Consider the following 13144-nt stretch of genomic DNA (forward strand, 5'->3'; position numbering starts at 1 on the left):
TCACACACTGGACGAGCACCGGTTACGGTTACTCGTCCACCGTGCCCGCTTCCTGCCCGATCGCCCACCGCGTCCTCACCCTGCCCCCACCGTCCGTTCGTTAGCCTTGCCGCCACCCCGTGTCAGTCGTCGGGGCGGGGCAGTGGCCGTCGGGGTTCTGATCGGGATGGGAGAGAAGGCGTATGGCTGTTCTGATCGCCGGGGGTGCCGGGTATATCGGGAGTACCGTGGCTTCCGCTTGTCTGGATGCCGGGATCACTCCCGTGATTCTCGACAACCTCGCCCGGGGGCGGGCCGAGTTCGTCGAGGGGCGGGTCTTCTACCGGGGGGACATCGCCGACGGGGAAGTGGTCGACCGGATCTTCGCCGAGCATCCTGACATCTCCGCCGTGGTGCACTGCGCGGCGCTGATCGTGGTGCCGGAGTCCGTGGCGGACCCGGTCGGCTACTACGAGGCGAACGTCGTCAAGAGCCTGGAGTTCGTGCGGCATCTGCGGCGCAACGGCTGCGACCGGCTCGTCTTCAGCAGTTCGGCGGCCGCCTACCGGGCCGAGGACGGCTCCGCCGTCACCGAGGAATCGCCGCTCGCGCCGCAGAGTCCGTATGCGCGGACCAAGGCGGTGTGCGAGGAGATGTTCGCCGACATCGCCGCGGCCGGGCAGCTGCGGGTGCTGTCGCTGCGGTACTTCAATCCCATCGGCGCCGACCCGCAGTTGCGGACCGGCCTTCAGCTCAAGCGCCCCACCCACGCGCTCGGCATGCTGATCCGGGCCCATGAGGCGGGCACGCCCTTCCCCGTCACCGGGGTCGGCTATCCGACCCGCGACGGCACCGGCATCCGCGACTACGTCCACGTCTGGGACCTCGCCGCCGCGCACATCGCGGCGATCGAACGGTTCGACGACATCCTCACCCCGGCCCGGCCGTCGCTCGCCATCAATCTCGGCACCGGGTCCGGCACCACCGTGCGCGAGTTGTGCGCGGCGTTCGACAACGTCGTGAGCACCCCGCTGGTCACCGTCGACGCCGAGGCCCGTCCCGGTGACGTCGCCGGCGGGTACACCGTCGGCGACCGGGCCGAGAAGCTGCTCGGGTGGACGCCGAAGCTGTCCCTGGAGGACGGCATCCGCTCCGCGCTCGACTGGCTCCCCGTGCGCGACGCCATGCTGAAGGACTGAGGACTGAGGACCGGGGGACTGGGGGCTGAGGACAAGGGGCTGAGGGCTGGGGACTGGGGGCTGGGGGATGGGACTATTGGGGGGAGGGTGAGGAGGGGGCTTGGTGGCGCGGGAGTGGCTGGGGCGTGCGGCGCGGCTGGAGGAGGCCGCGCGCGGTGTCGTCGCCGATCACGCGCGGGCCGTCGAAGCCGTGCGCGCCGCGCTGGAGCCGCTGCGGGACGCCGTGGTGCGGCGCGAACTCGACGCCATCCCCGTCGGCCGGCTCCAGGACGTCACCGAGGGGCGGCTGCGCCTCGGGAGCGTCGAGAAGAGCGGGCTGCGCACGGTCGCCCAGGTCCTCGACGCCGGGCCCTACCGGCTGCGGCAGATACCCGGCGTCGGAGAGCGCACCGTCGGCCAGATCCTCGCCGCCGCCCGCCGGATCTCCGAGGCCGTGCACGAGACCGCGGCCGTCCACCTGGACGTGGACCGGCCCGAACTGCGCACCACCGCCCTGGTCGCGGCCCTGCACGTGCTCGTCGAGGCCGGCCCGGACGCCCAGCGCGCCGTCGCCAAGGCCACCGGCCTGGCGCAGCGGCTCGCCCCCTTGCTCGCCGACGCCCGGCCCGCCGCCGGGCGCCTCCGGCTGCTGCTGACCGGCCGTGAGAAGAAGGCGCGCGCCCTCGCGGCGGTCGCCGAGGTCCGTTCGCTGGTCGAGGAGGCCGAACGGGCCGGTCTGCCCGAGCTGTTCGCGCAGGCCTCCGTCGATCTGCTGCGCGGAGCCCCGTCCGACCTCGCGGCCTGGGTGGACTTCGAACTCCGCTCCGCCGACTACTACGGCCTGCTCGCCGAGATCTCCGGGCACCCGCCCGACACGGCCGCCGCCGAGGGGTTCCTGCCCGACGAGATCGCCGAGCGGGTGCGGACCCAGCGCCTGGACGACACGCACCGCCGGGTCTCCCTGCGCGGCTACCAGGCCTTCGGCGCGCGCTTCGCCCTCGCCCGGCGCAAGGTGATCCTCGGCGACGAGATGGGCCTCGGCAAGACCGTCCAGGCCATCGCCGTGCTCGCCCACCTCGCCGCCGAGGGGCACAGCCGCTTCCTCGTCGTCTGTCCCGCGAGCGTCCTCGTCAACTGGACCCGCGAGGTCGAGTCCCGCAGCACCCTCGGCGTCGTACCGCTGCACGGCCCCGGCCGGCACGAGGCGTACGCCGACTGGCGCGAACGCGGCGGGGTCGCGGTGACCACCTTCGACGCGCTGCGCGGACTCCCGGCCCCGGACGACGGCGAGACCGCCCTGCTCGTCGTGGACGAGGCGCACTCCGTGAAGAACCCCGCCGCCAAGCGGTCCCAGGCCGTCGCCCTGTGGGCGGGTCGGTGCGAACGCTGCCTCTTCCTCACCGGCACCCCCATGGAGAACCGGGTCGCCGAGTTCCGCAACCTGGTCCGGATGATCGACGCGACGCTCGCGGACTCCCTCGGGGAGCGGGACGCGGTCGTCGGCTCCGTCGCCTTCCGCAAGGCCGTCGCCCCCGTCTATCTGCGGCGCAACCAGCAGGACGTGCTCACCGAACTCCCGAGTCTCCAGCACACCGACGAGTGGGAGGAGCTGAGCGCCTCGGACGAGGAGGCGTACCGGGAGGCCGTGCGCGCCGGGAACTTCATGGCGATGCGGCGGGCGGCGTACGCGCGGCCCGAGAAGTCGGCCAAGCTGGACCGGCTGCGGGAGATCGTCCGCGAGGCCGCCGAGAACGGCCGGAAGACGGTGGTCTTCTCCCACTTCAAGGACGTCCTGGGGGTGGTGGGGGAGGCGCTCGCGCCGGCTCCCGGTGACCGCGTCCCCGTGTTCGGTCCCCTCACCGGGGCCGTCCCCGCCGCCCGGCGGCAGCGGATCGTCGACGACTTCGGCGGCGTACGCGGCCCCGCCGTGCTGCTGGCGCAGATCCAGGCCGCCGGTGTCGGGCTCAACCTCCAGGCCGCCTCCGTCGTCGTCCTGTGCGAGCCGCAGGTCAAGCCGACCGCTGAGCATCAGGCGGTCGCCCGCGCCCACCGGATGGGCCAGATCAGGCCGGTCCGCGTGCACCGCCTCCTGGCGACCGGGGGCGTGGACGAGCGTCTGGTGCGGCTGCTGGAGCGCAAGTCCCGGTTGTTCGACGCCTACGCCCGCCGCAGCGCCGTCGCCGAGGCCAGCCCCGACGCGGTCGACGTGTCCGACCTCGAACTCGCCCGCCGGATCGTCGAGGAGGAGCAGGAGCGCCTGGGCGTGACGGACGCGTCGGGCGACGCCGAGGGCGCCCTCGCATCCACCGAATGACTGCCCTCTCGCGTCCACCGAATGACTGTCCTCGCATCCACCGAATGACTCCCCTGGCGTCCACCGAATGACTGCCCTCCCCGGACGCCGGGCGAGTGACGGCGCCCCACCCCCTCTTGCGCCACCCGGGTGACCGCACCCCGCAATCCCCCTCCCTCACCCCCCGACCGACGCCACCCCACCGTCGCTCTCACGCCAACCCGGCGAGCGGGTGAGCCGGGCGGCGATTACTCCGCGTATCCTCAGGTCGGGACTGGGACGCTCATCGGGGAGGCAGGACGTGGAGTTCCGGTTGCTCGGGTCCGTGGCCGTGGTCACGGAGAGCGGCGACGTTCCGCTCGGTCCCGTCAAACGGGCGACGCTGCTGGCCGTGCTGCTGCTGCGGCCCAACACCCCGGTCAGCGTCGACCGGCTCACCGAGGCCCTGTGGGAGCAGGAACCGCCCCTCCACTTCAAGACGGTCGTCCAGGGCCACGTCTCCCGGCTGCGCGCCCTGCTCGCCGCGCACGGTGCGCGGGAGTACGGCATCGAGCTGGCCACGCACGGGGCAGCGTACGAACTCCAGCTGCCCGAGTCGCTGGTGGACGCGCACCGGTTCGAGGAACTGGTCGGGCTCGCCCGGGTGCAGCGGCAGCCCGCCGACACCGTACGGATGCTGCGCGAGGCGCTGGCCTGCTGGCAGGGGCCCGCGCTCACCGGGACCGTGCGCAGCGGCCCGCTGGAGGCGGCCGCCGCCGGGCTGGAGGATCTGCGGCTGTCGGCCGTGGAGGCGCTGGCCGAGGCGTACGGGCAGCTCGGCGAGCACGGCCGGGCCGCCGCCGTGCTGCGCACCGAGGCCGTCGCGCACCCCCTGCGCGAGTCCCTGGCCGCCGCGCTGATGCTGGCGCTGGGCCGCTCGGGTCGGCAGTCGGACGCCCTCAACTGGTACCACCGCACCCGCCGCCTGCTCTCCGACGAACTCGGCGTCGACCCGGGCGAGGCGCTGACCGACGCGTACGCCACGCTGCTCAGGGCCGCCGAGCCGGTCGAGCCCGCCGAAGCCGCCGAGCCCGTGACGGCGTCCGCCCCGCCGCCCGCCGAGGCACCCCCCGTAGCGGAGCTGCTGCCGCGCCCGCCGCGCGGCTTCACCGGGCGGCGGGCCGAACTCGCCGCGCTCGACGCGGCCGTGGACGGCGGCGACGCGCCCGTCTGCCTGGTCACCGGGCCGGCCGGCGTCGGCAAGACCGCGTTCGTCCTGCACTGGGCATACCGGCGGCGCGCCGGCTTCCCCGACGGACGCCTCTTCGCCGATCTGCGCGGCTTCAGCGACACCCCGGCGCCCGATGCCGGGACCGTGCTGCGGGAGTTCCTGCTCGCGCTCGGCGTGCCCGCGCAGCGCGTCCCGGAGACCGCCGCCGCGCGCGGGGCGCTGTTCCGGACGCTGACCGAGGGGCGGCGGCTGCTCGTCGTCCTCGACAACGCCCGCTCCTCCGAGCAGGTACGCCCGCTGCTGCCCGGCGGCGACCACTGCGCCACGCTGGTCACCAGCCGGGACCGGCTCGGCGGGCTCGTCGCCTCCGACGCCGCCCGCCCGGTGCCGCTCGGGCATCTGCCGGCGGCCGACTCGGCGGCGCTGCTCGCGAGTGTGCTGGGCGAGGACCGGATCGCCGCCGAGCCGGAGGCCGCCGAGCGGCTGGCCGGGCTGTGCGACGGGCTGCCGCTCGCGCTGCGGGTGACCGCCGCCCGTCTGGCCGGCCGCCCGCAGTGGACGCTGGCCGCGATGGGCCACGAACTCGCCGACGAGCAGGGCCGGTTGGCGCTGCTGAACGTCGAGGACACCGGCGTATCGGCGGCGTTGCGGCTGACCGTGCAGCAACTGCCCGAGCCCGCCGCCCGGATGTTCCGCGCGCTCGGCCTGCACACCGGCTCCGATCTGGACCGGTTCACGGCGAGCGCCCTCGCCGGCACCACCCCCGCGCAGGCCTCCGCCGACCTGGACCGGCTCGCCGCCGCCCATCTGCTCACCGAGTCCGTGCCCGGCCGCTGGACGCCCCACGACCTGGTCCGGCTCTACGCGCGCCACCTCGCCCCGCAGGCCGACCCCGAGGGCCTGCGCCGCCTCCTCGACCACTACCTCTACACCGGCCTCGCCGCCGACGCGGCCGCCGAGCCCGGCTCCCAGCCCTGCTACGCGCTGCCCGCCGACGCCCACCGCCCGGCCGCCACACCGGAGTTCGAGGACCGGGCCGCCGCCCTCGCCTGGTACGAGGCGGAGCGCGCCGCGCTGGAGGGCGCGGTCGCCGCCGCGGCGGCCCTGGGCCTGCACGACCGGGCCTGGCGGCTGGCGCTGGTGCAGTGGCCGCTGATGCTGTGGCGGATCACCGATGGCTGGACCCCGCTGCTGGAGGCCGGACTCGCCTCGGCCGAACTCGTGGGCGACCTGGACGCGCAGTCGCGCACCCGGGCGCTGCTCGGCTGGATCCTGCACGAGGAGGGCCGCGACACCGAGGCCCTGGTCCACCTGGAGCAGGCGCCCGTACTCGCTGCCGCCGCCGGCGACACGATCAGCGAGGCGATCGCCTACGTCAACCTCGGCGCCGTGCTCAACGGCGTGGGCGAGATGGGGCGGGCCGGGGAGCTGATGTCGCGGGCGGTGGCCCTCGCCGACCGCACCGGCCACCCCGCGACCCAGGTGCTGACCCTCGGGCACCTGGCCCGGCACTGCCTGACCACCGGCCGGTACGCGGCTGCCCTCGCGCACACCGCGCGCGCCGCCGAACTCGTCTCGCCGCACGCCGCGGTGGGCCGGGCCGAGCTGCAGATCGTCCGGGGCGAGGCGCTGGCGGGGCTCGGGCGGGTCACGGAGGCCGCCGACCAGTTCAGGTCGGCCACCCGGGCCGCGGCGGCGGCCGGTTTCACCGAGGGCTCACAGCGGGCGGCCGAGCTGCTGTCCCGGCTGGCGGCGGGGCGTTAACGGTACGGGGCGGCGCGGCGTTGGCGGTGCGTGGCAGCGGGGCGTTAGCGGTACGTAAGCGGGACGGCAGCGCCGGTGCGGAAGCTGGTGTCCGGCATCGAGGAACGGTGCCGGAAACGACCGCTTCACCACCGTCACGGGGGAGAACCACCATGCGCAACCACCGCAAGCACACCGTCCTGGCCGCCGCGGCCGTCGCCGCCCTCTCGCTGGGGCTGACCGCGTGCGGCGGCGGCGACGGGACCGGCACGAAGGACGAGGGCGCCGCCGCGTCGTCGCAGACCGCCACCGCCGTCAAGCCCGACGCCACCTCGAAGACCGACGCCGGCTCGAACACGGACGGCTCGAACACGGACGGCTCCGACGGCTCCGGTTCGGGCACGGGCGGGGCCGCCGCGCAGACCGCGGCCAAGAACAAGGGCGGCACGTCGGGCGGCGGCAGCGGCACGTCCGCGGGCGGCTCGGGCGGTTCCGGCAAGTCCTCCGCGTCCGCCCCCGCCTGCGCCTACGGCGATGTGCGGATCACGGTGGAGAAGGCCGACGAGACGCCCACCGAGCACGTGGTGCTGACCGCCAAGAACATCTCCGGCCGCTCCTGCCGCCTGCTCCAGTACCCGCTGATCGCCTTCGGGCCCATCCAGACCGCCAAGGACATCCCGGCCGTCGCCAAGAGCAAGCCCCCGGTGCAGGTCGTCCTGGCGCCGGGCGACCCGGCGTACGCGAACGTGCGGGTCGCCAACGGCGGTGTCCACGAGGACAACAAGGTCGTCACCTCGTTCACCGTCAACCTCTTCGCCCCCGACGGCCCGGCCGAGGGCAGCGTCGACGTGAAGGCCCCGGCCGGCGGCCTCGCGGTCGACGAGGCGGTCGCCAAGACCGGCTACTGGACGCCGGAACTGCGCAACGGGGCCGACGAGTTCTGACCGCCCCGTCCATCGACCGCCCCTCGCGTACGGGCCGGCTCCCCCGGCCGGTCACGGCGCGAGGCGGACGGGAGGGCCCCGCCGGCCACCGGCGGGGCCCTCCGGGTATGTCTCCGGGCGCCCCCGGATGGTTACTCCGGGTGCTTCCCTGGGTTTCCCTCCGGGTGTTCGCCCGAGTGCGCGGCCCGGTCCCCTCACCGGCCGCCCCTCACCGGCCCTCCGCCACCGGCCGGCAGGCCTGCGCGTACGCCCGCACCAGCGGCCGTGCCGCCTCCCCCTGGGCGACGACGCGGCCACCGCGCTCCTCACCCACCTCGACCAGACTCGCGAAGAGATCACCGCCTGGGAGAGCCACACCCGGGCCGCGGCCTTCGGAGACTGAGCGGGACTGCCCGCCCCCTTGAGGGCGTGCGCTAGGTTGCCCGCCATGACCGAGCTCGGACCCGTCGCCTGGCCGCCCGCCCCGATCAGGACCGAGCGGCTCGTGCTCCGCGAGTCCCGGGCCCGGGACCGTGCGGTGTTCATCGAGCTGTTCGCCTCGTCGGCGGTCCGCGCCTACCTCGGCGGGCCCCGGCCGCGCGACGAACTCGAACGCACGGTTCCCGAGGTGCCCGCGCGGCGCCCCGGTCTCTTCGTGATCGATCTCGACGGAGCGATGATCGGCACGGTCGGCCTGGACCGGCGTGCCGCGGAGCGTCCGGGCCACATCCGTCCGGAGAGCGGGGAGGCCGAGCTCAGCTACATGTTCCTGCCTCAGGCGTGGGGGCACGGGTACGCGGCCGAAGCGTGCGCGGCGGCACTCGGCTGGTTCGCCGGCGCGTTCCCCGGCGAACCGGTGGTGCTCTGCACCCAGGCCGCGAACGACCGCTCGATGCGCCTCGCGGCGAAGCTGGGGTTCACCGAGGCGGCACGATTCGAGGAGTGGGACGCCGAGCAGTGGTTCGGCGTACGGACCTCGGCCGCGCCGCCTGGTTGAGCCGGGAATCACCTAGCTGTGCACGGTGCTAGGCGTGCGCGAGGCCTGATTTGAGGCCGGCGCCGCACAGGGGGACCGCAGCTGACTTTCCGGCCAGGGCGCCCTCTCGTACGGCGGCCCAGCAGGCGACGCCGGTGGACTCCACGAACAGGCCGCGGGAGGCCAGGTCCAGTTGGGCGTGGCGGATCTGGTCCTCCGTGACGGTCAGGAACGTGCCGCCCGAGTCGCGGACCGCGCGCAGGATCTGGCGGGCGCGGGGCGGGCGGGGGATGGCGATGCCCTCGGCGAGGGTGGGGGCGACGGGGGTGGTCCCGGTGAGTTCGTCGGCGCCCTGCGCGAAGGCCTCGGCCAGCGGCGCGACCGCCGCCGCCTGCACCGCCCACAGCGCCGGCCGCCGGTCCAGCAGCCCGGCGCCGTACAGTTCGGCGACCGCCAGGGCCGCGCCGAGCAGCAGCGTGCCGTTGCCCACCGGCAGCACGAGGACGTCGGGCAGGCGGCCGCCGAGGTCCTCCCACAGCTCGTGGACGTAGGTCTTGGTGCCGTGCAGGAAGTACGGGTTGTAGACGTGCGAGGCGTAGAAGGTCCCGGGCTGGTCCGCCGCCCGGCGGGCCGCGGCCCCGGCCGCCTCGCGGCCGCCGTCGACCAGTTCCACCCGCGCCCCGTGCGCCTCGATCTGCTCCAGCTTCTTCGCCGAGGTGCCGAACGGGACGTACACCGTGCAGGGCAGCCGCGCGCGGGCGCAGTACGCGGCCACCGACGTGCCCGCGTTGCCGCTGCTGTCGGCGACCACCCGGCGGGGTTCGGCGCGCAGCGCGAGTTCGGCCAGCAGCACCGCGCCGCGGTCCTTGAAGGACAGCGTCGGCATCAGGTAGTCGAGCTTGGCCGAGATGTCGTCCGTCAGCGGCACCAGCGGGGTGCGGCCCTCGCCGAGGGAGATCGTGGGCGGCGCGAGCGGCAGCGTCTCGGCGTACCGCCACAGGGAGTTCACGCGTCCGGTGAGGGACTTCAGCGGGGCCGGCGTGGGCGAGAAGTCGAGGTCCAGGGGTCCGTGGCAGGAGGGGCAGCACCAGGCCAGGGAGGCGCCGGGGATGCGGACGCCGTCGGTCGGGCAGTAGCGGTCCGGCAGAGGGGTCATGAGCGCAGGTTAAGCCCCTGGGGTGCGTGTGTCCCGGGACGACGGCGGGGGCGGGGGCGTCGGGGGAGGCTCGTGCGGCGCGGGCGGCGCGGGCGACCGATCGTTATCGGTCACGGGACGCGAAGTTCAGGTCCCGGCTGCCGGGGCGGGGGCCGGAGGCGTCCGGACCCACGGGACGGAGGGGTGGCGGCGGGATGAGGTGTGACGGCCGTCATAGCGGGGAGAAACCGCCTGGGTAAAGCCCTCCGACGGCAGACGTCATCACATCGAGTGATTCCCTGGCCTTCGCTTGCAAGTTACAACCTACGGTTGTCAGGCTGTTGCTGTCTGTAGAACCTGATGGGAGTGGCCAGTGACTTTCGGTGAGCAGCCGGCGTATCTGCGTGTCGCGGGTGATCTCCGCCAGAAGATCGTCGACGGTCTGCTGCCGCCGCACACCCGCCTGCCCTCCCAGGCCAGGATCCGCGAGGAGTACGGCGTCTCGGACACCGTCGCGCTGGAGGCGCGCAAGGTGCTGATGGCGGAGGGCCTGGTCGAGGGCCGCTCCGGGTCCGGGACGTATGTGCGCGAGCGGCCCGTGCCGCGCCGGGTGGCCCGCTCCGGGTTCCGCCCGGTCGGCGGGGCCACCCCGTTCCGGCAGGAGCAGGCGGCGGCCGAGGCGCGCGGCACCTGGGAGTCCAGCAGCGCGCAGACCGAGGCGAGCGGCGCCATCGCGGAGCGGCTCGGCATCAAGCCCGGCGACCGCGTGATGTGCACGAAGTACGTCTACCGGGACGCGGGCGAGGCGATGATGCTCTCCACCTCCTGGGAGCCCCTCGCCCTCACCGGCCGCACGCCCGTGATGCTGCCCGAGGAGGGGCCGTTGGGCGGCATGGGCGTGGTGGAGCGGATGCGCGCCATCGACGTCATCGTGGACAACGTCACCGAGGAGGTCGGCGCCCGCCCCGGCCTCGCCGAGGAACTGCACACCCTCGGAGGCGTCCCCGGCCATGTCGTCCTGGTCGTCCAGCGCACCTTCTACGCCTCCGGCCGCGCCGTGGAGACGGCGGACGTGGTGATCCCCGCCGACCGGTACCGGGTGGCGTACCACTTGCCCGTGAAGTAACCGCGGCGAGCGGCCGTGCCGCGGGGCGGGGCGGGGCGCCGCGGGGTGGGGCGCCGCGGGGGTGGGCGTCTCGGTTCGCGCGGCGCGCCGCTTCCGTGTGACGCCGGGGTGCGCGCGCGGGTGCGCGCCCCCCGGCGGCGGTTCCGCCCGCGCGGCGGCGTCCGGGCGGCTGTGCCGGGCGCTGGATTCCGGCCGTTCTCGCAGGTCGCCCCGCTCCGGTGCGATACGTCCCGTACGTCACACACCCACGCCAGGGGCGGCGCGTTCGCCTCTGTGCGCCCCTGGGTTACTGGCCGGTTGCCTACCTCTTTGTGAAAACCCGTATTCGCTGCGTGAAGGTAGGGCGTAGGCTCGGGCATATGCGGACTGCGGTTTCCTCGGCGTGCGGGGCGCGACAGAGGGGGCGGATGCCGGTCGCGGGCGCTGGCTCCGGCGCGCGAAGGCGCACGGGAGCGGGAAGGAGCAGTGGGGCGGGATGAACGACAGCACGATCACTCTTCCCTGGCTCGTCGTCCGTCAGGACGACAACGGCAATCGCTACCGCGTGGGCAGGTACGCCACCCGCGCGGAGGCCCAGGAGATCGCCGACAGCCTCGACAGCCGCGGCCACAAGCAGCTGTACTGGGTCGAGCGCGTCGGGCAGAACGGCGGCGGGATGGACGGCAGCGGCTGACGACCGGGCCGCAGGCCCGGCCGGGTCGCGGGGCCCATCGGCCTCGCGGCTCGCCGGTCCGTCGGCCTCGACCCGTCGGCCTGCTCGGCGCATCGGCTGTCCGGTGCACGGGCGTCGCGCGGGCGGCCGGTCCCCGGCTTGCCGGTCCGTCCGGCTTACCGGCCGCCCGGCTCGCGGGTGTCGCGGGGCCGTCGGTCTCTCGGTTCATCGGGCTGTCGGTTCATCGGGCTGTCGGGTCGTCGGTGTTCGGTCTGCCCGGGGTGCCGGTTCGTGCGGGCCGGTGGCGGGCAGGGGCGGTGGCCGGTCGTGCGCGGATCGGCGTTGCGGTGGCGGTGCGCGCTGCTTCGTCGGTGCGTGGGCGGTGACGTGGCGGTGTGTGCTCTGGGCTTCGGCCGGGCGCGGTCGGCCGGTGGTCGTACGTGGTCGGCGGCGTCGGGTGGCTTCGGGCTCCCGTAGGCTCCCGCGCATGAGTGAAGCGATCGTGGTGGTGGGGGGCGCCCTTTTCGACGGTGGGCGTCTGCTGGCCGCGCGCCGTAGTGCGCCCCCTGAGCTGGCCGGCCGGTGGGAACTGCCCGGCGGCAAGGTCGAGCCGGGGGAGCGGCCCGAGGACGCGCTCGTCCGCGAGTTGCGCGAGGAACTCGGTGTCGATGCCGAGGTCGCCGAGCCGGTGCCGGGCAGCTGGCCGCTGCGGCCGCCCTACGAACTCCGGGTCTGGACCGCGTGCCTGCGCCCCGGCTCCGCCGCCCCGAAGGCCCTTCAGGACCACGACGAACTCCGCTGGCTGACGCCGGACGAGATCTGGACCGTCCCCTGGCTCGACCAGGACGTCCCCGCGGTACGCGCCGCCCTCGCCCACCTCCCGGCCACCCCGCCGCCCGCCGCACCCGGCACCGCCTGACCCGCCGGCCGGCCAGGCCGCCGGTCGGCCGCCGGACCCCGCACCACTCCGGACCCCGCACCACCGGGGAAGCCGAAGGACCGGATCGCCGCCCCCCCGAAAGAGCCGACCGCCGCGAAGCGGACCGCGGCCCCGGCGCGCCGACCGCCGGGAAGCGGATCGCCGTCCCGGCGCGCCGTCACCTCCGAGGGCTCCGGCGCGTACGCGGCGCACTGTCGGCGTCCGCGTCCCGCCGGTGCCTCCCCGCGCCCCTGTGCGCCGTTCGCAGCACAGCGGGCCATCGCAGGCGTGAGAGGGACGGTGCGGGACGGTACTGCGTGACGTATACCGGGTATGTGCCCATTAATCGTATGAAACGGTATGTGATGGGCTCCCTGGTCTGGGAAGTGATCGGCGTGATCGACACCGAAGGCGACTGCGCCGAGTGGACGTTTCCCGCGGACCCCGGCGCGGTGCGCACGGCGCGTGCGGCCGTCCGGGGCCAGTTGCGGACCTGGGAGCTGGACAGTGTCGGCGACACCGCCGTCCTGCTGGTGAGCGAACTGGTCACCAACTCCCTGCGGCACGCGCGCGGACCGATCGGCCTGCGCCTGATCCGGCCCACCGGACTGCCGGACGTGCTGCTGGTCGAGGTCTCCGATCCGCTGCCCGACCCGCCCCGCGAACGCCCCGCCCGCCCCGACGACGAGAGCGGACGCGGTCTGCAACTGGTGGCGTCCTCCTCCCGCCGCTGGGGCACCCGTCCCGCCGCGGCCGGCAAGACGGTCTGGTTCGAACTGGCGGTCCCCGCCGTGCCCGACGGCCACAAGTGAGGTTGCCCGCCGTGTCCGGCGGCCGTACGTGACGGTCCGTGATGACTGTTGCCGCCCGCCGGGAATCCGGCCGCGTACGGCCGCGTACGGCCGGGACCGGTCCATGACCGGCCCGCGACCGGCCCCGCCCGCCGGCCGCCCGGAGCCGCCGCCGGTGACGGTCGGCGACGACGATTGGCCGTCACGGGGTTCGAGGGG

The 13144-nt window shown here is 74.8% G+C and carries 10 protein-coding genes; 9 read left to right on the forward strand and 1 reads right to left on the reverse strand.

Annotated features, from left to right (window positions below; translation table 11 throughout):
• Positions 1-182 precede the first annotated feature (182 nt).
• The 5 genes from galE (at position 183) to K7787_RS04505 (ending at position 8323) form a co-directional block, all read left to right on the forward strand.
• Entirely contained in the window at positions 183-1178 is a 996-nt protein-coding gene (gene galE, locus K7787_RS04485) for a UDP-glucose 4-epimerase GalE (protein WP_223000563.1), read from the forward strand.
• A 100-nt stretch (positions 1179-1278) separates the two neighbouring features.
• The gene (locus K7787_RS04490; protein ID WP_223000564.1) at positions 1279-3471 is read left to right on the forward strand and encodes a DEAD/DEAH box helicase; all 2193 of its coding nucleotides are present in this window, start codon (positions 1279-1281) and stop codon (positions 3469-3471) included.
• A 280-nt stretch (positions 3472-3751) separates the two neighbouring features.
• Complete coding sequence (locus K7787_RS04495; RefSeq protein ID WP_223000565.1) at positions 3752-6424, forward strand: AfsR/SARP family transcriptional regulator; 2673 nt, start codon at positions 3752-3754, stop codon at positions 6422-6424.
• Positions 6425-6576: 152 nt separating this feature from the next.
• The gene (locus tag K7787_RS04500) at positions 6577-7347 is read left to right on the forward strand and encodes a DUF4232 domain-containing protein (protein ID WP_223000566.1); all 771 of its coding nucleotides are present in this window, start codon (positions 6577-6579) and stop codon (positions 7345-7347) included.
• A 427-nt stretch (positions 7348-7774) separates the two neighbouring features.
• Entirely contained in the window at positions 7775-8323 is a 549-nt protein-coding gene (locus K7787_RS04505; protein ID WP_223000567.1) for a GNAT family N-acetyltransferase, read from the forward strand.
• A 28-nt stretch (positions 8324-8351) separates the two neighbouring features.
• Here the strand turns inward: K7787_RS04505 and K7787_RS04510 are convergent, their stop codons facing one another.
• The gene (locus tag K7787_RS04510; RefSeq protein WP_009190418.1) at positions 8352-9458 is read right to left on the reverse strand and encodes a pyridoxal-phosphate dependent enzyme; all 1107 of its coding nucleotides are present in this window, start codon (positions 9456-9458) and stop codon (positions 8352-8354) included.
• 352 nt (positions 9459-9810) lie between these two features.
• On the opposite strand from K7787_RS04510, the gene K7787_RS04515 reads away from it, so the two are divergent.
• The 4 genes from K7787_RS04515 to K7787_RS04530 all read left to right on the forward strand — a co-directional run bounded on the left by K7787_RS04515 (position 9811) and on the right by K7787_RS04530 (position 12946).
• Positions 9811-10563: a GntR family transcriptional regulator gene (locus K7787_RS04515; RefSeq protein WP_009190419.1), complete on the forward strand. Its 753-nt coding sequence runs from the start codon at positions 9811-9813 to the stop codon at positions 10561-10563.
• A gap of 475 nt (positions 10564-11038) precedes the next feature.
• On the forward strand, positions 11039-11236 hold the full coding sequence (locus K7787_RS04520; RefSeq protein ID WP_009190420.1) for an SPOR domain-containing protein: 198 nt from the start codon (positions 11039-11041) through the stop codon (positions 11234-11236).
• Positions 11237-11702: 466 nt separating this feature from the next.
• Complete coding sequence (locus tag K7787_RS04525) at positions 11703-12134, forward strand: (deoxy)nucleoside triphosphate pyrophosphohydrolase (protein WP_223000568.1); 432 nt, start codon at positions 11703-11705, stop codon at positions 12132-12134.
• Between the two features lie 365 nt (positions 12135-12499).
• Positions 12500-12946 (forward strand): ATP-binding protein, encoded by a 447-nt coding sequence (locus tag K7787_RS04530; protein ID WP_223000634.1) that lies wholly within the window; start codon positions 12500-12502, stop codon positions 12944-12946.
• Positions 12947-13144: the final 198 nt, after the last annotated feature.

Origin of the sequence: Streptomyces sennicomposti, from assembly GCF_019890635.1 — a bacterium.
GTDB classification, from domain to species: Bacteria; Actinomycetota; Actinomycetes; order Streptomycetales; family Streptomycetaceae; genus Streptomyces; species Streptomyces sennicomposti.